Source organism: Qipengyuania sp. SM2512 (assembly GCF_054954005.1).
In genome coordinates this window covers 2,160,342-2,179,095 of the sequence record NZ_CM143134.1, presented here as the reverse complement: position 1 = coordinate 2,179,095, position 18,754 = coordinate 2,160,342, and the positions used below count along the sequence as shown (strand labels likewise).

At 66.9% G+C, this 18,754-nt stretch carries 14 protein-coding genes; 6 read left to right on the top strand and 8 right to left on the bottom strand.

The features are described 5' to 3' along the window. Positions 1-271: 271 nt before the first annotated feature. On the top strand, positions 272-739 hold the full coding sequence (locus tag ACQ5J0_RS10960) for a septal ring lytic transglycosylase RlpA family protein (protein WP_462567516.1): 468 nt from the start codon (positions 272-274) through the stop codon (positions 737-739). Positions 740-760: 21 nt separating this feature from the next. Here the strand turns inward: ACQ5J0_RS10960 and ACQ5J0_RS10955 are convergent, their stop codons facing one another. Continuing rightward, positions 761-2,584, bottom strand: a complete 1,824-nt coding sequence (locus ACQ5J0_RS10955; RefSeq protein WP_462567515.1) for a hypothetical protein — start codon at positions 2,582-2,584, stop codon at positions 761-763. Between the two features lie 309 nt (positions 2,585-2,893). Between ACQ5J0_RS10955 and ACQ5J0_RS10950 the strand changes: the two genes are divergently transcribed. Next, the gene (locus tag ACQ5J0_RS10950) at positions 2,894-4,600 is read left to right on the top strand and encodes a DUF262 domain-containing protein (RefSeq protein WP_305929811.1); all 1,707 of its coding nucleotides are present in this window, start codon (positions 2,894-2,896) and stop codon (positions 4,598-4,600) included. Positions 4,601-4,825: 225 nt separating this feature from the next. Here the strand turns inward: ACQ5J0_RS10950 and ACQ5J0_RS10945 are convergent, their stop codons facing one another. The 3 genes from ACQ5J0_RS10945 to ACQ5J0_RS10935 all read right to left on the bottom strand — a co-directional run bounded on the left by ACQ5J0_RS10945 (position 4,826) and on the right by ACQ5J0_RS10935 (position 9,368). Next, positions 4,826-4,996 carry a hypothetical protein gene (locus tag ACQ5J0_RS10945; RefSeq protein WP_462567514.1) on the bottom strand — a complete coding sequence of 57 codons (171 nt, stop codon included), beginning with the start codon at positions 4,994-4,996 and terminating at the stop codon, positions 4,826-4,828. Between the two features lie 198 nt (positions 4,997-5,194). Then, entirely contained in the window at positions 5,195-8,206 is a 3,012-nt protein-coding gene (gene uvrA, locus ACQ5J0_RS10940; protein WP_462567513.1) for an excinuclease ABC subunit UvrA, read from the bottom strand. 139 nt (positions 8,207-8,345) lie between these two features. Further along, complete coding sequence (locus tag ACQ5J0_RS10935; RefSeq protein WP_462567512.1) at positions 8,346-9,368, bottom strand: hypothetical protein; 1,023 nt, start codon at positions 9,366-9,368, stop codon at positions 8,346-8,348. Between the two features lie 388 nt (positions 9,369-9,756). Here ACQ5J0_RS10935 and ACQ5J0_RS10930 point away from each other — a divergent pair, with 388 nt between their 5' ends. The 4 genes from ACQ5J0_RS10930 to ACQ5J0_RS10915 all read left to right on the top strand — a co-directional run bounded on the left by ACQ5J0_RS10930 (position 9,757) and on the right by ACQ5J0_RS10915 (position 14,161). Next, positions 9,757-10,566 carry a lysozyme gene (locus ACQ5J0_RS10930; protein WP_462567511.1) on the top strand — a complete coding sequence of 270 codons (810 nt, stop codon included), beginning with the start codon at positions 9,757-9,759 and terminating at the stop codon, positions 10,564-10,566. 12 nt (positions 10,567-10,578) lie between these two features. Then, positions 10,579-11,115, top strand: coding sequence for an RNA 2',3'-cyclic phosphodiesterase (gene thpR, locus ACQ5J0_RS10925; protein ID WP_462567510.1), 537 nt, complete (start codon positions 10,579-10,581; stop codon positions 11,113-11,115). A gap of 1 nt (position 11,116) precedes the next feature. Next, positions 11,117-11,785 (top strand): hypothetical protein, encoded by a 669-nt coding sequence (locus ACQ5J0_RS10920; protein WP_462567509.1) that lies wholly within the window; start codon positions 11,117-11,119, stop codon positions 11,783-11,785. 105 nt (positions 11,786-11,890) lie between these two features. Then, positions 11,891-14,161 (top strand): M3 family metallopeptidase, encoded by a 2,271-nt coding sequence (locus tag ACQ5J0_RS10915; RefSeq protein ID WP_462567508.1) that lies wholly within the window; start codon positions 11,891-11,893, stop codon positions 14,159-14,161. Positions 14,162-14,225: 64 nt separating this feature from the next. Here ACQ5J0_RS10915 and ACQ5J0_RS10910 read toward each other — a convergent pair whose 3' ends face one another. From ACQ5J0_RS10910 to ACQ5J0_RS10895, 4 genes are read right to left on the bottom strand one after another with little or no spacing between them, the layout of a single operon-like run. Then, complete coding sequence (locus tag ACQ5J0_RS10910) at positions 14,226-14,927, bottom strand: ABC transporter ATP-binding protein (protein WP_462567507.1); 702 nt, start codon at positions 14,925-14,927, stop codon at positions 14,226-14,228. Positions 14,928-14,965: 38 nt separating this feature from the next. After that, positions 14,966-15,919, bottom strand: a complete 954-nt coding sequence (locus ACQ5J0_RS10905) for a FecCD family ABC transporter permease (protein WP_462567506.1) — start codon at positions 15,917-15,919, stop codon at positions 14,966-14,968. Further along, a complete protein-coding gene (locus ACQ5J0_RS10900) occupies positions 15,916-16,776 on the bottom strand; it encodes an ABC transporter substrate-binding protein (RefSeq protein WP_462567505.1) in 861 nt (286 codons plus the stop codon). The genes ACQ5J0_RS10905 and ACQ5J0_RS10900 overlap by 4 nt, the downstream gene beginning before the upstream one ends. Beyond that, positions 16,773-18,665: a TonB-dependent receptor plug domain-containing protein gene (locus ACQ5J0_RS10895; protein ID WP_462567504.1), complete on the bottom strand. Its 1,893-nt coding sequence runs from the start codon at positions 18,663-18,665 to the stop codon at positions 16,773-16,775. The genes ACQ5J0_RS10900 and ACQ5J0_RS10895 overlap by 4 nt, the downstream gene beginning before the upstream one ends. Between the last annotated feature and the right edge of the window lie 89 nt (positions 18,666-18,754).

Genomic DNA, 18,754 nt, shown 5'->3' with positions numbered 1-18,754 from the left:
TTCCGCTCGGGCCCGCGCCTCCTTCCTGACCGGCCGCGCCTCACCATGGCCAAGCCGCAGGGGCGAATCGGTCTCTCCTCATGCTCTCGCCGCAGGGCTGTAGGAAAATGAAAAAGGCGCCGCGCCGCCACGATCTCGCCCGCGCGGCCTCAATCCACGATGAACTGTGGCGACAATCGGGCAGTTGCCCGCGCCCGGTGCGCACGGCCACGCATGATGGGCTAGAGAGTTCCCGCAACAATTGGAGGGAACGGTTTTGTCCCATCGCAGTTTGAAGCTCTTTTTTCTGGCCGCCGCGATTGCGGTTCCGGCCAGCGCCGCCACTCCGGTGGATCACAATGCTGACCGATCCGGCGAAGCTCCCGCCGCGCCGATCCGGTTCGAAACCGGCCCCGTGGTGCAGGAGGTCCCGCCCGCCCCCGCTCCCGTCATCGAAGACGATGCGCAGTCGCTCGGCAGCGGGGTCGCGTCGTTCTACGGCGCCAAGTTCCACGGCCGCCGCACCGCCAGCGGCGAGCGCTTCGACATGCATGCGCTCACCGCAGCGCACCGCAGCCTGCCCTTCGGCAGCGAGGTCCGCGTCACCGATCCGCGCTCGGGCCGCTCGGTCACGGTGCGGATCAACGACCGCGGTCCGTTCTCGCGCCACCGCACGATCGACCTCTCGCGCGCCGCCGCGCAGGAGATCGGGCTGGTCAACCGCGGCCACGGCACGGTCGAGCTCGAGCTCCTCAGCTAACCACCCCCTTCGCTACCCCCGTCATTCTCCGGCTTGCCGAGCCCTCCGCTTCCCGCGATAGATCGCGCGGGGGGGGACGCGAGGGATGGCGGGGATCGATTGGCCCGATCCGGCGACCCCGCCCGGGCTCGAGTGGCTGGCGCAGGCTTCGGAGGCGACCGATATCGCCAGCCTGCTCGCCTTCCTCGCGCTGGGCTTCGTGCGCGGGCGGCGGACGAGCTTGGCGCTGCTGCTGGTGGTGACCGGATCGCTGGGGGTGGAGGCGCTGGCCTCGGCGATGGGGGTCGGGATGTATGTCGGGGTGGTGCCGGTGTGACCCGCGCCATCCCCTTCAGGCAGGTCCGCGCCCTCCGACGGGTCCGCCCCATCGGACACATCTGACACATCTGACACATCCGACCCGTCCGGCACAGCCGAAGCGTCACCTTGCGGCGCCGCGTCCGCTCCGAGGTCCTCCGCGCTCCCTTCCCCGACCCCCTCTCCAGTCTCCCCTTCTCCGGCCTCCCCAGCCAGCACCCGGTCGAGCAGTTCGCGGCCCTCGGCCTGCCATTGCTCGAAGCGCGCCAGCGCCTTGGCGGTTGCGCGCTCGACCGCGCGGTCGTCGGCGCGGTGGCGCGCGGCGGCGTCGCGGTAGTCCTTCTTCCCCGCCGCCACCGCCGCCTCCTGCGCTTCGAGCGCCTGTTCGCAGGCGAGCCCGAACACCCCCAGCCGGCTGGGCGGCAGATCCGCGCAGGCCGGAGCGGGCGGCGCAGACGGCGCGGGCGGCGCCTCGCCCGCAGCGGTTCCGGTTTCGGGCCAGGCCTGCTCGCACTCCTCCGCCGCCAGCCGCGCGCCGAGCTGCGCCGCGCGGGCATGGTGCTCGGGGACGCTCTGCCCGGCGCGCCCGGCGAGCAGCGTGTCGAAACACGACGCGCGCGCTTGCGCCTCCTGCTCCGCCCCGCCGTTCTGGGCAATCCGCCGGTCGAGCCGCGCGAGATGGGTGAGCAGATAGCGCGGATCGTGCCGCCGCCAGGTGGCGACATGCTCGCCGCGGCAGAACACCGGCACGGCCACCCCGTCGAAGGCGCGGGAGGCCAGCTCGGCCTCGCCCGCGGCGCGCGCATGGACCAGCGCCGCCTCCCACAAGTTCGCGAACGCGGGCTCGCGGCGGCGAAGGCGATAGACGGTGTCGCGGCTCACCCCGACCCGCGCCGCCGCGGCGCGGACATTGCCGTGCAGCGCGAGACTATCGAGAAACCGCACCTGCTGCGCCGCGCCGAATTTGACGTTGGCGGGCGTCGGGTCGCCGGAGCCGGAACAGGGGTCGGCCCAAGGGTCGGAATCCAGCACGATCTCGCGCGGCGGATCGCCGGGCAACCAGCCCCCGGGCCAGTGCGGCGCGGCGGATTTGCGCCCGCCTCCATACCCGGAGCCGCCCATCCGGGCCGCCCGCCGCGCCTGCAGCAGCGCGGCGCTGGAGGGGTAATGGTCGTAGGGGGTCTTGGCGGCGGGATGGGCGGCGGGATTGGCGGGATCGTATGCGCCGCTGCGGGGGTCCTGCCCGTAATCGTAGGACAGCCCGTAGTAGGGATCGTCGTCGGAGTCGGGGCCGGGGTCGAGGTCGGGGTCGCCGTACGGCGCCTCCGCCTCCCACCCCCGCCCGGCCTTGCTCTTGAGCCCGCGCGACAACCAGTCCTGCGTCGGGACGCCGTAATCGCCCGCCCCCGAAGCGCCGCCTCCCCGCGCAGCCGGGGACCTCAGGCCGCCAGCGGACCGGTCGTTACCCGCCGCCCCGTCGTCATCGGGGATGTCGCAAGGCATGGTGAATTTGTCGAAGCGGTGGGCGATATCGGGAGTGTCGGTCATGCCACGTCTCCCGTGCCGGAGAGCGCTGCTGGGCTAACGGAGAGCGCGAGTCCGAGCCCGCAGGGCTCGCAAGCGCGACCGCGCGCCGGCCGGTCAGGCCGTAAGCCGTTGCGAAGCACAGCCGCAGGCTGAACCGCGCGGATGCGCGCGCCGGCGCCTGAGGCGAAAACAAAAAGACTCTGAGGCATGATCCGATCTCCGTGGGGATGAACGAATCGAACCATCTATGGCATGTGGGGGTCTGTAGGAAAATGATTTGTTCGAAACTTTGACATTGCTGCGGCTAGTCCGTCAGGTATGAATCGCGCCATGGCCAAAGCAAACTTGCTCGATACAAACACCGCAAACGTCGTGGAGCTAATTGGCAACGGAAGAATCTTTCGCGTTCCGCCCTATCAGCGCGACTATTCGTGGGGTGAAGAGCAATGGGAAGACCTATGGACCGATGTAACGGAGCTCGTTCAGAAGCCCGACGATAAGCATTACCTAGGGGCTCTTGTAGTAGAGGCCAAATCGGACCGTGAATTCGAGATTATCGACGGACAACAAAGGCTAGCAACAATCAGTCTACTTGCCCTCGCTATCATCGCTAGGCTCCAAAATCTAGCTGCCCGCGATATTGAGAGGGATAAAAACCAAGAGCGCGCTCAAGCGCTGCGGTCGATATTCCTTGGGCAAAAGGACCCTGCCTCATTAATAGAGGCCAGCAAATTATATCTTAACGAAAACAACAATAGCTTTTACCAAGACTACTTAATACAGCTAAAGAGCCCGCTAAATCCTAGAGGATTAGAAAAATCCAATAAGCTTCTTTGGACATGCTTCGAATATTTTTCAAAGCAATTATCGCAACTCGAGTTTTGCGAAGACGGAGAAAGGCTCGCCACTCTACTATCTGAGACGATTGGCCGCCAACTAATGTTTATACGGATCAGTGTCGATGACGAGTTAAATGCGTATACAGTCTTCGAGACACTTAATGCGCGCGGCTTGGAGCTAACTTCAACAGACCTCCTTAAGAATTACATGTTTTCTCGCATTTCTGTAAAAACCGATCGTGACGTATTACATCGTCGGTGGCAATCCTTGATCGCCAAAGTAACGGCCCCAAGCTTTCCGGAATTTCTCCGCTATCACCTTCTTACGAAATACCCAAAGGTTCGGACTCAACGGCTATTCAAGATATTCCGAGAGCAAATAAAAGAACCGCAGGACGTATTTAAGTTACTAGATGAGCTTGAACCCCGCGCGGAAATTTATGCAGCGCTAAAAGATCCGACACACGGATATTGGCAGGAGACGCCTTCTGCACGGCCGTATATACTTGATTTCAAATTATTTCGAGTACGGCAAATGACGCCTACGCTATTCGCTGCTTGGGAAAAGTACTCCATCGAAGAATTTGTCAAGCTCCTCAAACTAATATCAATTATTTCGTTTAGATATAATGTAATAAGCGACTTGAATACAAATACCTTGGAGCCGATTTACCACGAAGGCGCTAAAAATATTTTGGATGGATCGTCAACAAGGGCAAGTGATTCAGCGAGGGACTTGCGTCGCATTTACGTCGGTGATGACAAATTTAAATCCGATTTCTCCAGTTTCTCTGTGAGCGGTAGCGGCCAGAGCAAAAAGCTCGTTCGGTACATTCTAGCAAAGCTTGAGTCTCATGTTTCTGGAATACCGCGGGACCCGGAAACCGATAGCGGTTCGATTGAGCATATCTTGCCAGAAAATCCGTCACAGGATTGGACAATCATGTTTCCAGAGGAGCTTTGGGAACAATCGATATATCGTGTCGGCAATCTTACCCTGCTCGAAGTTAATAAAAATCGAGACATTGGAAATAAGCCATACGGCGAGAAGGTGCTAGTTTATCCTACAAGTCAATATCGGCTTACGCAGAAGGTCGCGGAATACGCTCCAGAAGATTGGACGCCCGCCAGATTAAACGCGCGACAGATCTCGATGGCAAACCGCGCTCTGCAGATTTGGCGATCGGATTATGCGTAAGGGCGCCGTGTAAGAGAGAAGGTCTAGCTTTCAGTCGCGCAATACCTTGACCAACTGCCCGTGGGCAAAAATTATTGATCCCTTTGTCCTTAGTTTATCGAAGGACGTGCTCGTCGGCCGTGGATAAGCCTCGGCCGCGTGCAACGCGGCACCGCTCCACCATCCTGCGGATGGTCCCCCTCCCCATCTTACGATGGAGAGGACCTTTGCGTCCTTAATGTGAGCCTAGATATCGTCCGCGACATCCTCGGCTTCGTCCTCGACTTCCTCGACGCAATCGACGTCGTCGGGGGCGCAGGTGACGGCGGCGGCACCGGCTCCGGCGCCCAGCAGCGCGGCGCAGCCCGAGGTGGCGAAAGCCGCCAGCGCGGCGGCGGCAAGTGCGGGTTTCTTCATGGGTTTTCTCCTTTTGCGATGCCGATTCAATGGCCGCGGGCGGAGGAGGTTCCGGGTTTTTGCGGGGTATGGGGAGCGGGGGGCGCGGGACTGCGGGCGCGCGCGCTTGGGGCTTTACCCCTCCACCATCCTGCGGATGGTCCCCCTCCCCATCTGCGATGGGGAGGATCTTTGGCGGGGCCTTACTCGCGCGGAGAATCAGCGCGCGAGCATCGGCGCCAGATAGTGCCCCGTCACGCTGCGCTTTTCCTTCGCGACCTGTTCGGGGGTGCCCTGCGCGACCACTTCCCCCCCGCGCACGCCGCCGTCGGGGCCGAGATCGAGGATCCAGTCGGCCGTCTTGATGACGTCGAGATTGTGCTCGATCACCACCACCGAATTGCCCTGGTCGACCAGCCGGTGGAGCACTTCCAGGAGCTTGCGGACATCCTCGAAATGCAGGCCGGTGGTCGGCTCGTCGAGGATGTAGAGCGTCTGCCCGGTGGAGCGGCGCGCGAGTTCCTTGGCGAGCTTGACGCGCTGCGCCTCGCCGCCGCTGAGCGTGGTCGCCTGCTGGCCGACCTTGACATAGCCCAGCCCGACCTCGCCCAGCATCCGCATCTTCTCGCGGATCGGCGGGACCGCCTTGAAGAATTCCTCCGCGTCCTCGATCGTCATGTCGAGCACATCGGCGATCGAGAGGCCCTTGAAGCGCACCTCGAGCGTCTCGCGGTTGTAGCGCTTGCCGTGGCATTCCTCGCAGGTGACGTAGACGTCGGGGAGGAAGTGCATCTCGATCTTGATCAGCCCGTCGCCCTGGCAGGCCTCGCAGCGGCCGCCCTTGACGTTGAAGCTGAAGCGCCCGGGCTTGTAGCCGCGCGCGAGGCTTTCGGGCAGGCCTGCGAACCAGTCGCGGATCTGGGTGAAGGCGCCGGTGTAGGTGGCGGGGTTGGAGCGCGGGGTGCGGCCGATCGGCGACTGGTCGATCTCGATCACCTTGTCGCAATGTTCGAGCCCGGTGACCTTGTCGTGCGCGCCCGCGATGATCCGCGCGCCGTTGAGCTGCCGCGCGGCGGCGGCGTAGAGCGTGTCGATGGTGAAGGAGGACTTGCCCGAGCCCGAGACCCCGGTGACGCAGGCGAAGGTGCCTAGCGGGAGCGAGGCGGTGACGTTCTGGAGGTTGTTCGCGCGCGCGCCGTGGACGGTCAGCTTCTTGCCATTGCCCTTGCGGCGCTTGGCGGGAACCTCGATCTTGCGGCGGCCGGTGAGATAGTCGGCGGTGAGCGAGTTCTTGGCCTTGAGCACCTGCTTGAGCGTGCCCTGCGCAACGATCTCGCCCCCGCGCACCCCCGCGCCGGGGCCGAGATCGACGACATGGTCGGCCTGGCGGATCGCGTCCTCGTCATGCTCGACGACGATGACGGTGTTGCCCAGATCGCGCAGCCGCTTGAGCGTTTCGAGCAGCCGGTCGTTGTCGCGCTGGTGGAGCCCGATGCTGGGCTCGTCGAGGACGTAGAGCACGCCGCTGAGCCCCGAGCCGATCTGGCTGGCGAGGCGGATCCGCTGGCTTTCGCCGCCGCTGAGGGTACCTGAAGTTCGGTCGAGGTTGAGATAATCCAGCCCGACATTGTCGAGGAAGCCCAGCCGCTCGTTGATCTCCTTGAGGATGGCCTTGGCGATCTGGCTCTGCTGCGGGTTGAGGTGATCGTCGAGCCCGAGGAACCAGGTCTTGGCATCGGCGACGCTCATCTGCGTCGGCGTGGCGATGTCGGTGGGGCCGTCGGCACCGGGGATCTTCACTGCCAGCGCCTTGTCGTTGAGCCTTTTGCCGCCGCAGGCCTCGCAGGGCTGCGCGGTCTGGAACTTGGACAGCTCCTCGCGCATCCACGCGCTCTCGGTCTGCAGCAGCCGGCGGTTGAGATTGCCGATCACCCCCTCGAAGGCCTTGTTGACGGTGTATTGCTTGCGCCCGTCCTTGAAGGTCAGCGGCACCCGCGCGCCCTTGGTGCCATGCAGGATCACCTCGCGGTGCTCCTGCGCCAGATCCTGCCACGGGGTGGTCAGGTCGAAGCCGAACTCGGCGGCGAGGCTGGCGAGCACCTGGAGGTAATAGGGCGATGGCGGGTTGGACTTGGCCCAGGGCACCACCGCGCCCTTCTTGAGGCTCAGCGCCTCGTTGGGGACCACCAGCCGGGGATCGAAGGACTGCTTCTCGCCCAGCCCGTCGCAGGTCGAGCACGCCCCCTGGGGGGCGTTGAAGGAGAACAGCCGCGGCTCGATCTCCTCGATCGTGAAACCGCTGACCGGGCAGGCGAATTTCTCGGAGAAGACGATGCGGTTGGCGGGGACGCCGGTGCCCTTCATCTTGCCGCCGCTCGCTTCGCTCGCCACCATCTTGGTCTTCGTCACCTCAGCGGAAGCTGGGATCTCGGTCGGTTGCGCGCCTTCGTGAGCGATCCCAGCTTTCGCTGGGATGACGGCAGGGGTGGGAAGCAATTCCGCCACCGTCCCCTCAGCCAGATCCACATACGCCAGCCCGTCGGCCAGCTTGAGCGCCTGCTCGAAACTGTCCGCCAGCCGCGTCTCGAGCCCCGGCTTTACCGCGAGCCGGTCGACCACCACCTCGATGTCGTGCTTGAGCTTCTTGTCGAGCGCGGGCGCCTCGCCGATCTCGTAGATCTCGCCGTCGATCCGGACGCGGGTGAAGCCCGATTTCTGCCATTCGGCGAGCTCCTTGCGGTACTCGCCCTTGCGCCCGCGCACCGCCGGCGCGAGCAAATAGAGCCGCGTGCCTTCGGGCAGCGCCATCACCCGGTCGACCATGTTGGAGACGGTCTGCGCCTCGATCGGCAGCCCGGTGGCGGGCGAATAGGGGGTGCCGACGCGCGCCCACAGCAGCCGCATATAGTCGTAGATCTCGGTGACGGTCGCCACGGTCGAACGCGGGTTGCGCGAAGTCGTCTTTTGCTCGATCGAGATCGCAGGCGAAAGCCCGTCGATATGCTCGACATCGGGCTTCTGCATCATCTCGAGGAATTGCCGCGCATAGGCGCTCAGGCTCTCGACATAGCGCCGCTGCCCCTCGGCATAGATGGTGTCGAAGGCGAGGCTCGACTTGCCCGAACCCGACAGCCCGGTGATCACGATCAGTGCATCGCGCGGCAGATCGATATCGATGCCCTTGAGGTTGTGCTCGCGCGCACCGCGCACGGAAATCTTGGTAAGAGCCATGCGGCGCGTGTTCCTGTTGTGTTCGGTTTTGTCAAGCGTGGGAGCCGCCCGGTTCCCCGGAGAGATGGGGACGCGGCCCGCGGCGCGCAACAGCGCGCTCCGGGGTCCTACGGGTCAGGCCGAGCGGAGTTCCGCGCGGTCAGAGCAGCGGCGCACGCCGCGTCACCGGCACCGCGAGTCCGGCCTGATCCGCGATCATCGAGATCCACTGGCCGACCTGCGCGATCTCCTCCTCGACCAGCGGGCTGTTCGCGCGTTCGCTGTCCTTCGCCGCGGTCGCACCGAAGTCGCCGCCGCGCTTGGAATGGGTCGCGAACACCGGACCCTCGGCCACCCGGGCGGCCTGCGCGGCATCGAGCGGCAGGTCGAACAGGCCGGCGATCGCGGCGATGGTATCGGCGCGCCGCACGTCGAAGACATCGCCGTCGAGCGTGCGCAGCCGTTCGGGGTAGCGGTCGAGCAGCATCGCAAAATAACGCTGGTTGAGAAACCAGGCGAGCCCCGCGGCCTGCAGGTCGGTCATCGAGAATTGCTCGCGCGCATCCATCCCCAGATCCATTCCCGCGTAACCCATCATTTCGAGATAGAGCTGGCGCCCCCAGCGGCGGCCCATCATCCCCTTGCGGACCACCGCGGCGAGGAAGGCGGGCAGCGGGTTGGTCATGAGGACCGCGCGGGCATCGGGGCGCGCATCGAGCAGCGCGGGGATCAGCCTGTTGGCATGGTTGGTCGGCTTGACCACCACCGCCGCCTCGCGCTCGCCCCCTGCACGCCCGTGCGGACGTGACAGCAGGTCGAGCATCGGCGCGACCAGCGGGCGCCCCGCCTCGCCCAGATTGGTGAGGCTCACGAGAATGCCCGGTTCGCTCAGCCCGGCGGCGACCCCGGGAATGTCGAGCGCGCGCACCAGCAGCGTCGACCGGCAGAAGGCCGTGTGGAACACGAAGTGCAGCGGGCCGGTCGCGGGCACGAGATCCACCATTCCGCCGAGCGGGAGGAAAGCCTCGTCCGCCGCAGTGGCCGGGGTGCGATCGGCGAGGAACTGCGGCGCGGCAAGATCGCTGCGCGGGATGCGCAGGAACTGCAGCATGCCAGCGGCAGGATCGATCCGGTGGGGCAGCCATTCGGGGTCTGCGGAGAATTTGGTACCATCGTCTGTCATCCCCCTCCCTTAGCGAGGCTTGGGCGCGAAGACCAAGACCTCCGGGCCGCCGACCTGCGGCGCGCCCCGAGCGCAGTCCGCCCCGTAGAAGGGACGAGTTGAGGACCGATGACGTCCGGGAGCCGTTGTATAGGTAACCGAGGGGGCTTTTCCGCTGTCCGACCCGCGATGACGGGATTGGGCGCGAGGCCCGCCACCAGCAGATACGCCGGAGCAGATGCCACCGATGTCCAGTCCAACCCCGACGAGCGTCGCAGACGCCGAGAACCCTATCCACAGCAATCCACCCGCGCAGTCCCGCTCTGCGCCGGCGCCGGCGAGGCGTGCAGCGCAAGGCGCGCTGCCCTCGCCCGGCGCTCGCGATCTCAGTTCCGGTCCACGCGACCGGGTGCGGCGCCTGTTGCAGGATCTCGATACACCGCTGGACGGCGCGCCGGACCGGCCCGCCACCGCTTCGCGCCCCCGCGTCGGCGAGGCCGAAAGCACCGACCTGCGCCGCGCGCGGCGGGCTGCGCGCAGGGTGTTCAGGGTCAACCCCTCGCGCTCCGCACGGCGCAGCGCGACCGCCATGCTGACCGCGGGCGCGGTCGGTCTGGCGGCCTTTACCGGGCCATCGGCGCTGCGCACCGGCTCCGACGGCAGCGAGAGCAGCCTGGTGCTGGGGTCGGACGATCCCACCCAGAACCGCATCCACGCCAGCCGGATCTCGACCAGCGCGCAGTTCAAGCGCGCGCTGGTCCAGGAAGAGGGCGTGCGCCAGGTGGTCTACCGCGATGTCGCGGGCTATCCCACCGTCGGCGTCGGCCATCTGATCGAGCCGCAGGACAATCTGCGTGTCGGCGACCGCGTGAGCAAGGAAGGCGTGCTCGGCTTCCTCGACGGCGATATCGCCGAGGCGGAAGGTCATGTCCGCGATCTGGTCGGCGATCTGCCGCTGTTCCAGCACGAGTTCGATGCGCTGGTCGATCTGGTCTACAATGTCGGGCGCGGCAATGTCTCGGCCTCGGAAAGCCCGCGGCTCAACGCCGCGATCGATGCCGGCGATTACGACCGGATCGCTTCCGAACTCGATTACACCCATGCTGCGGGCCGGGTGGCGCGCGGGCTGGAGTTTCGCAGCGAACGGCGCGCGGCGATTTTCGTCAGCGCGTCCTACGAGGATCCGCGCGAAACGGGCTCGACGCGTACCGATGTGTGATAGATTGCCGCGATGGGGCAACGCTTTTTCATCGCCATCCGACCGCCGGGCGAGATCCGCGATCTGCTGATCGACCGGATGGAGGCGCTCGAAGGCGCTCGCTGGCAGGACGACGACCAGCTCCACCTCACGCTGCGCTTCGTCGGCGAGGCCGATCCGCGGGAGGTGGACGATCTGATGGTGGCGCTGCAATCGGTTTCCGCTCCGCCCTTCGCGCTGGCGCTCGATGGCCTCGGCCATTTCGAGCGCAAGGGCGTGCCGCATACGCTATGGGCGGGGGTGACGCAGCCGGACGCTCTGTTCGTGCTGCGCAACCGGGTCGAGCGCGCGTGCCGCAGGGCGGGTTTTCCTGCGGAAACGCGCAAGTTCGCGCCGCATATCACCATCGCCCGGCTCAATCGCTCGACCGCACCGCCCGAAGGCTGGCTGGCGCAGCACGCCGATCTGCGCTCGGACCCTTGGCCGGTCGATTCCTTCGTCCTGTACGAGAGCCGGCTCGACCCGGGTGGATCGACCTACGAACCTGTCATGCGCTACGGATTTGCCTGAAATGACCCGCCCGACCTTCCTTGTCCCCGTATTCGCTCCCCTGCTGGCGCTGGCCTGCTTCGGCTGCTCGGCGGCCCCCGAAGAAGAAGAAGAGCAGCCGCTTGCGGCCGCCAGCGCCGAAACTCCCGGCCGGGCCGGTCTCGAGCAAGCGATGGCGGCTCCGCCCGAGGATTGCCTGCTGATGGTGTGGTCGAACCAGCAGGAGCGCGACATCGAGTTCGACCGCGCGCACGATCTGGTGGATGGCGGGGCGATCTCCTGCGCCACCGGGACCAGCCCGAGCCAGTTCCAGGCGGCGCTCGAGGCGCTGCGCGAGGCGGCGCGCTCGGGCGACAGCCGCCGAGTGCTGGCCGAGGTCGGGATCCCGCTGCTCTATATCGATCGTGCGGGCAAACGCGTCGAGCTCGACGAGGCGCGCGCCGAAGCGCTGGCCGAGGAGGTGTTCGACGCCGAGCTGATGCGCACGCTCGAGCGGCTCGACCTTGCAGACATGACCGTGGTGCCCAAGCGCGGCGGGTTCTTCGAGCTGGGCTCGCTGTGGCTGGTGGTCGATCAGCAGGGCGGGCGGCCGCGGCTGGTCACCGTGAACCGCCAGGCGCTCGCCGAGGCGGCGGATGCGGCGAGGAGCGCGGCGCAGGATCATGAGGGCGCGGTGGTTCCCGAGGGCTGAGCCCTTGCATTTGCTGGCAATCCCCTGTTCAAGCGCGCCAGTCTAAACGTCTGTTGTCCGTGGGCGCACTCGTGCCCCGCAATATGAAATCAACCGGAGACCCCTATGAAGGCCCAGATTCTGGCCACCACCGCCGCCGCCGCCCTGCTGGCCGGCTGCACCACCACCGGAGAAGCCGCGATGGATCGCCCGCTCGCCGAGGCCCCGACCGCAGGCTCCGCTGCCATCCCGCAAGGCACCGGCTATTTCGCCGCCGACAGCACCCTGCCCTTCCTCGCCCCCGATTTCACCAAGATCTCGGAAGATGATTACCTGCCCGCTTTCGAGCAGGGCATGGCGATCCAGAAGGCCGAGGTCGAGGCGATCGTCGCCAACCCCGAGGCGCCCACCTTCGCCAACACCATCGTTGCACTCGAGAAATCGGGCCGGATGCTCGACCGCGTCGGCAATGTGTTCTTCGCGCTGACCGGCACCAACACCACCGACCGGCTCGACGAAATCAACACCGAGATCAGCCCGGTGCTGTCCGCGCATTACGATTCGATCACGCTCAACCCCGCGCTGTTCGAGCGCGTGAAGGCGGTTTACGACAACCGCGCCGCGATGGCGATGACGCCCGAGGACGCGACGCTGCTCGAGAACACCTACGAGGGCATGGTCCATGCCGGTGCGATGCTGACCGACGCCCAGCGCGAGCAGGTCAAGGCGATCAACACCAAGCTGTCCACGATCACCACCGAGCTGAGCCAGAAGGTGCGTTCGGCGATGACCGACCAGCCGCTGGTGGTCGACACCCGCGCCGAGCTGGCCGGATTGTCGGATGCCGACATCCAGGCCGCCGCCGATCTCGCGACCGAGAAGGGCTATCCCGGCAAGTTCGCGATCGCGCTGCAGAACACCACCCAGCAGCCGGTGCTCCCGAGCCTGGAAAACCGTGCGGTGCGCGAGAAGCTGTTCATGCTCAGCTATCACCGCGCGGATGGCCAGCGCGCGGTCGACACCCGCCCGCTGATCGCCGAGATCGCCGCGCTGCGCGCCGAGAAGGCGGCGCTGTTCGGCGCGCCCGACTGGGCGACCTATGCGATGTGGGACCGGATGGCCGAGAACCCCAAGACCGCGCTGGGCTTCATGGGCCAGATGGTCCCCGCGCTCGCCGCGACCCAGCGCCGCGAGGCCGCGCTGCTCAACGAGGTGATCGAGGCCGAGGGCGGCGATTTCGAGGTCCAGCCGTGGGACTGGTATCGCTACGCCAACCAGGTCAAGGCCGAGCGCTACGATCTCGACGAGGACGCGGTGATGGAATATTTCCAGCTCCAGCCGGTGCTCGAAGACGGCGTGTTCTACATGGCCGAGAAGCTCTACGGGCTGACCTTCGAGCGGCGCACCGACCTGCCGGTCTATCACCCCGATGTGTGGACCTACACCGTGTTCGACCGCGACGGTTCGGAACTCGGGGTGTTCTACTTCGATCCGTTCCAGCGCCCCTCCAAGCGCGGCGGTGCGTGGATGAGCAATTTCGTCGAGCAGAGCGATCTGTGGGGCACCAAGCCGGTGATCTACAATGTGCTCAACATCCCCAAGGCGGCCGCGGGCGAACCCCAGCTGGTCAGCTTCGACTGGGTCAACACCGCGTTCCACGAATTCGGCCACGCGCTGCACGGCTTCTTCGCCGACCAGCGCTACGAGAGCCTGTCGGGCACCGCCACGGCGCGCGATTTCGTCGAATATCCCAGCCAGGTCCACGAAATGTGGGCGACCTATCCCGAAGTGCTGGCGAACTACGCCAAGCATTACGAGACCGGCGAGACCATCCCGGCGGAGATGATCGCCAAGATCGAGGCCGCGGCCAAGTTCAACCAGGGCTACGACTTCGGCGAGACCGTGGCCGCGGCGCTGCTCGACATGAAGTGGCACGCGCTGACACCGGCGCAGGCGCGGGCGATCGACACGCCGGCCGAGGTCGACGCCTTCGAACGCCAGGCGCTGACCGAACTCGGGCTCGAGGTCGATCTGGTGCCGCCGCGCTATCGCAGCACCTATTTCAACCACATCTTCAGCTCGCCCGAAGGCTACAGCGCCGGGTATTACAGCTATCTGTGGACCGAGATGCTCGACCGCGACAGCCGCAAGTGGTTCCGCGAGAACGGCGGGCTGACCCGCGAAAACGGCGATCACTATCGCGCCACCGTGCTCAGCCGCGGCGGGACGATGGACTATTTCGAGATGTTCGAGAATTTCGCCGGACGTCAGCCGAACATCACCCCGATGCTCGAGGCGCGCGGGCTGATCCCGGGCGACGAGGCGGCGGACAGCGAAGTGGCCGACGACGGCCCCGCGCAGGTCGGCGATGCGGGTACGGGTCCGATCAGGGACTGAGCTTTCGTCCAATGCAAAAACAGGGGTCGGACCGCGAGGTCCGGCCCCTTTTTCGTGCGCGGGGTCAGCGGATGACGAGCGCCCGGCGGCCCGGCTCGCCGATCCACTCGACCGCGACATTCCAGACGCGCGCGATGACTTCCGCGGCCAGCGCGTCTGCAGGCGCGCCGTCGGCGGCCACGCTCCCGCCGCCGAGCACCACGACCCGGTCGGCATGGTTCATCGCCAGCGCAAGATCGTGGAGCACCAGCACCACGCCGGCCCCTGCGTCGGCCGCATGGCGCAGATGACGCAGCAGCGCGAATTGATGGGCGAGATCGAGCGCGGCGAGCGGCTCGTCGGCGAGGATCCATTCGGGTGTCCCCGCGAGCACCCGCGCCAGCAGCACGCGCGCGGTTTCGCCTCCCGAAAGCGAGAGCGCGCGGCGCTCGGCGAAAGCGCCGAGATCGAGCGCGGCGATGGCGGCATCGACCGGCGCGGCGAGGCGGTCGCCATGCGGCATCCGCCCCAATTCGATCAGGCTGCGCACGGGCACGTCCCAGGCGATCTCGGGGGTCTGCGGGAGATAGCCCAGCCGCCTGGCGCGATCGCGCGGGTGGAGCCGGGCGAGATCCTCGCCGACCAGCATCACCCGGCCCGCATCGGGGGTTATCAATCCGGCGAGCGTTTCGAGCAGGGTCGATTTGCCCGCGCCATTGGGGCCGCAGATCGCGGTGATCTGGCCGCGTTCGAGCGCGAGCGACACGTCGCCTAGGCGGCCAGACACGACCAGCCCTTCTGCCGCGAGACTCTGTGCCGACCCGTTCACAGCAGCCCCCTCCGCAGCCGCAGCAGCAGCCACAGGAAGAACGGCGCGCCGAGCAGGCTGAGCGCGATCCCGAGCCTGAGTTCGGTGACCAGCGGGAGCACCCGCACCAGACTGTCGGCCACCAGCACCAGCAAGGCGCCCGCGAGCGCGCTGGGGAGGATCAGCCGCGAGGGGCGGCGGTCGGTGAAGGGGCGGACCAGATGCGGGACGATCAGTCCGACGAAGCCGATGATCCCCGCCACCGCGACGCTGGCACCCACGGTCAGCCCGACGCCCAGCACCAGCAGCCACAGCAGCCGCGCGGTGTCTATCCCGAGCGAGCGCGCAACCGGTTCGCCCAGCGTGAGCGCATCGAGCGCGGGCCCGGCGCGCCACAGCAGCGCCACGCCCAGCGCGACCAGCGGCGCAGCGAGCCAGACCTCGCGCCAGCCGCGGTCGGTCAGCGCGCCGTTGAGCCACATCACGATCTCGCTCATCGCGAAGGCGTTGGGCGCGAGGCTGATCGCCAGCGCGGTGAGCGCGCCCGCGAGGCTCGCCACCATCAATCCGGCGAGCGTGAACAGCGCGATCCCGCCCGTGCGCCCGGCGATCGCGGCGAGCAGCGCCATCGCTCCGCCCGCGCCCAGCAACGCGAATAGCGGCAGCAGCAGCGGCGAGGCGGCATAGCCGAACCACAGCGCCACCACCGCGCCCAGCGCCGCCCCCGGCGCGATCCCGAACAGGCCAGGGTCGGCGAGCGGATTGCGCAGATAGCCCTGCATCGCGGCCCCCGCCGCGCCCAGCCCGGCGCCGACGACGATCGCCAGCAGCGAGCGCGGCAGCCGCAGTTCGGCGAGGATCAGCGTGGCATTGGGGGTGCTCGCCGGGTCGAGCCAGACCCGCCCCGCAAGCAGCGAGAGCGGGAGGGCCAACGCCAATAGCAGGGTGAAGAGGGCGATGGCGCGGGTCATCGGCTTGCGGTCCGCTGCGCCAAACGGCGGTCGAGCATCGCGGTGCGCAAGCCGCGCAAGCGCTCCATCGCGCGGATGATCGTCGGCCCGCCGCAATAGACGAGGCCGGGGTCGAAGGGTTCGACGCGGGTTTCCGGCAAATGGTCGAGCAGCGGATGGCTCTGCCCCGGCTCGTTGCCCGCGACCAGCAGCAGTTCGGGCGGATCGGCGGCGACCTGTTCGAGACTGAGATAATCCGCCTGCCCCAGGCCGCGCGCCGCCGAATGGCTGGTGAATCCGGCGCGGCCCAGCAGATCGGTGACCAGCGCCGCCTCGCCCGCAACGATGCCTCCCGATTGCCACAACACCGTCGGCACGCGCTCGCCCTCGATCGGAACGGCCGAGGCCGCGATCCGCGCCGCCAGCCGTTCGCCCGCCGCTGCATCGCCCGCGAGCTGCGCCAGTTCGCGGACTTGCGCGATGCTGTCCTCGACCCCGCTGGCGATCCCGAAGGAGACCACTGCGATCCCCATGTCCTCCAGCGCGGCGCGGGTCGCGGGGGCGAGGAAAGGGCTCGCCACCACCACATCGGGGTCGAGCGCGAGCACTTCCTCGGCCGTCCCGCCGGTGACGGCGAAGCGGCGCGCCACCGCCACATCCATCGAGCTGGCGCGCGGATCGTGGCTGTAATGCGAGATCGCGAGCAGTTGCGCCGGATCTGCGACCTCCGCCAGCACTGCATCGCTGCAAGGGTTGAGGCTGACGATGGTCGGTCGGGCCGGCAGGCGGTCTGCGGTAGGCTCGGGCACGCGGCTCTCAGCGCATCCCGCCAGCAGCAGCGCCGCCGCCAGCCCCCACCCGGCCCCCCGGCGGATCACATCTGCGCCCTCACCCCGAGGAAGGCGCCCCGTCCCGCAGAGCCGTAGCCCGCCGCGGTCTGATATTCCTCGTCGAAGACGTTCTCGACCCGGCCGAACAGTTCGACGCTGTCGCCGAAGGGATAGGAGGCACGCAGGTCGAAGACTTCGTAGCCTTCGAGCCGGACGGTGTTCGCGGCATTGTCGAAACTGTCGCCGACCAGCCGCAGATCGCCGCCGATCACCAGCCCGAGCGGGGTCTGCCAGTCGGCAAAGATCGTGGCGCTGTGGCGCGGGCGGCGGGCGAGTTCGTTGTCCGTCTCGCGGTTCTCGGTGTCGACGAGGCTGTAGACGCCCGCGAGCCGCAGCGATGGTGCCAGATCGACGCCCAGTTCCGCCTCCACGCCCTGCGCCCGCGCGCGGGCGATGTTGGCATAGGTAAAGGTGGCGTTGTCGAACCCGATCAGGTTCTCGCTGTCGCGGCGGAACAGCGTGAGCGCGGCGTGGAAATCCGATCCGCGCACGCCGCGTTCGACCCCGAAATCGGCGCTGGTGGACTGCTCGGGCTGCAGGTCGAGATTCCCGTAGGGGGAATAGAGCTGGTACAAGGTCGGGGCCTTGAACCCTTCGCCGACGCTCGCGCGGAGCCGCCAGCCGCTGCCGACCCTGTAGCTGACATCGCCGCCGAAGCTGGCGGCGCTGCCGAAGCGGTCGTGATCGTCCACCCGCGCGCCGACATGCGCCGCCAGCCCGCCCAGCACCCAGCCCGCCTGCACATAGGCGCCGGTGATCGTGGCGTCCTCGCCAGTGTCACTGTCGGTCTGGTATTCGCTCCATTCGCGGTTGCCGCCGAAGGCCAGCGTCAGCCCGCCGATCAGCCGGTATTCGCCGCGCAGCGACAGGTTCTGCGAATTGCCGTCGCTGGTGAACAGCGGCGCGCTACCGAGTATGGGGCCCAGTGCGGTATCGAAATTGTCGCGCGCGGTGTCGGCCAGCGCATAGGAGGCGCGCAAGGTCAGGTCCTGCCCGTAATAGGCGAGGCCCAGCGCGCCCGAGAGCTGCTCGGTCTCCTGCGTCTCGGAGGTGTCGCCGAGCGTGTAACTGGGCGCGGGGAAGCCATCGATGTCGATGTCACTGTTGGCGTAACGGGTGTTGGCGAAGAGTTCGAGCTGGTCGGTCAGATCGACGAAGACCGATCCGCCCAGCGTGAACTGCTCCGATCCGTCCGCTTCGGACCCCGCTGCGGCGGAAGAGAAGCCGTCGGTGCGGAAATAGGAGGCCGAGAGCCCGGCGTAATAGGCGTCCTCGGAGAGCCCGCCGGTGGCGCTGGCGGAAAGCGTGTCGCGCGCGCCATATTCGGCGCTGCCCGCCAGTCCGCTGCGCCCGCGGGTCGAGATGTCGAGCACGCCCGCGACCGCGTCCGAACCCCAGATGGTGCTGTTGGAGCCGCGCAGCAGGTCGATCTTGCCGACCGTGCCGGTGGTCAGCGTGCCGAAATCGAACCCGCCCGAGGGCGAGGCCGGATCGGCCACGCGCACTCCGTCGATCAGCACCAGCAATTGCTCCGCATCGCCGCCGCGCACGCGCACCCCGGTGAAGGCGCCGGGCGGTCCGTTGCGGCTGAAGGAGACACCCGGAGCGCGGGCGAGCACGCGGGTGATGTCGGCGCCCTGCACCGCCTCGATCTCGTCGCGGCCGATCACGGTGACCGCCTGGCCGGTGTTCTCGACCCGCGTGAACAGGCCGGTAGCCGTGACGGTGATCGCCTCGGCCGCGCCCTCATCGCCGTCGTCCTCGTCAGCGCCGACGAAGACCTCCGCCTCCTCGACCCGGTCGACAGGCTGTACGGGTTGGGCGCAAACCGCAGAGGGAATCGCAGTTACGGTCAGCAAGAACAGAAATTTACGCAATGCAGGCTCCTATCACGAACGAAACGCCGCTCATGACGGAGGGAGTCTGCCTCAGGGCAGTCTCACCCGTTTGCCATCGGTACACCCCG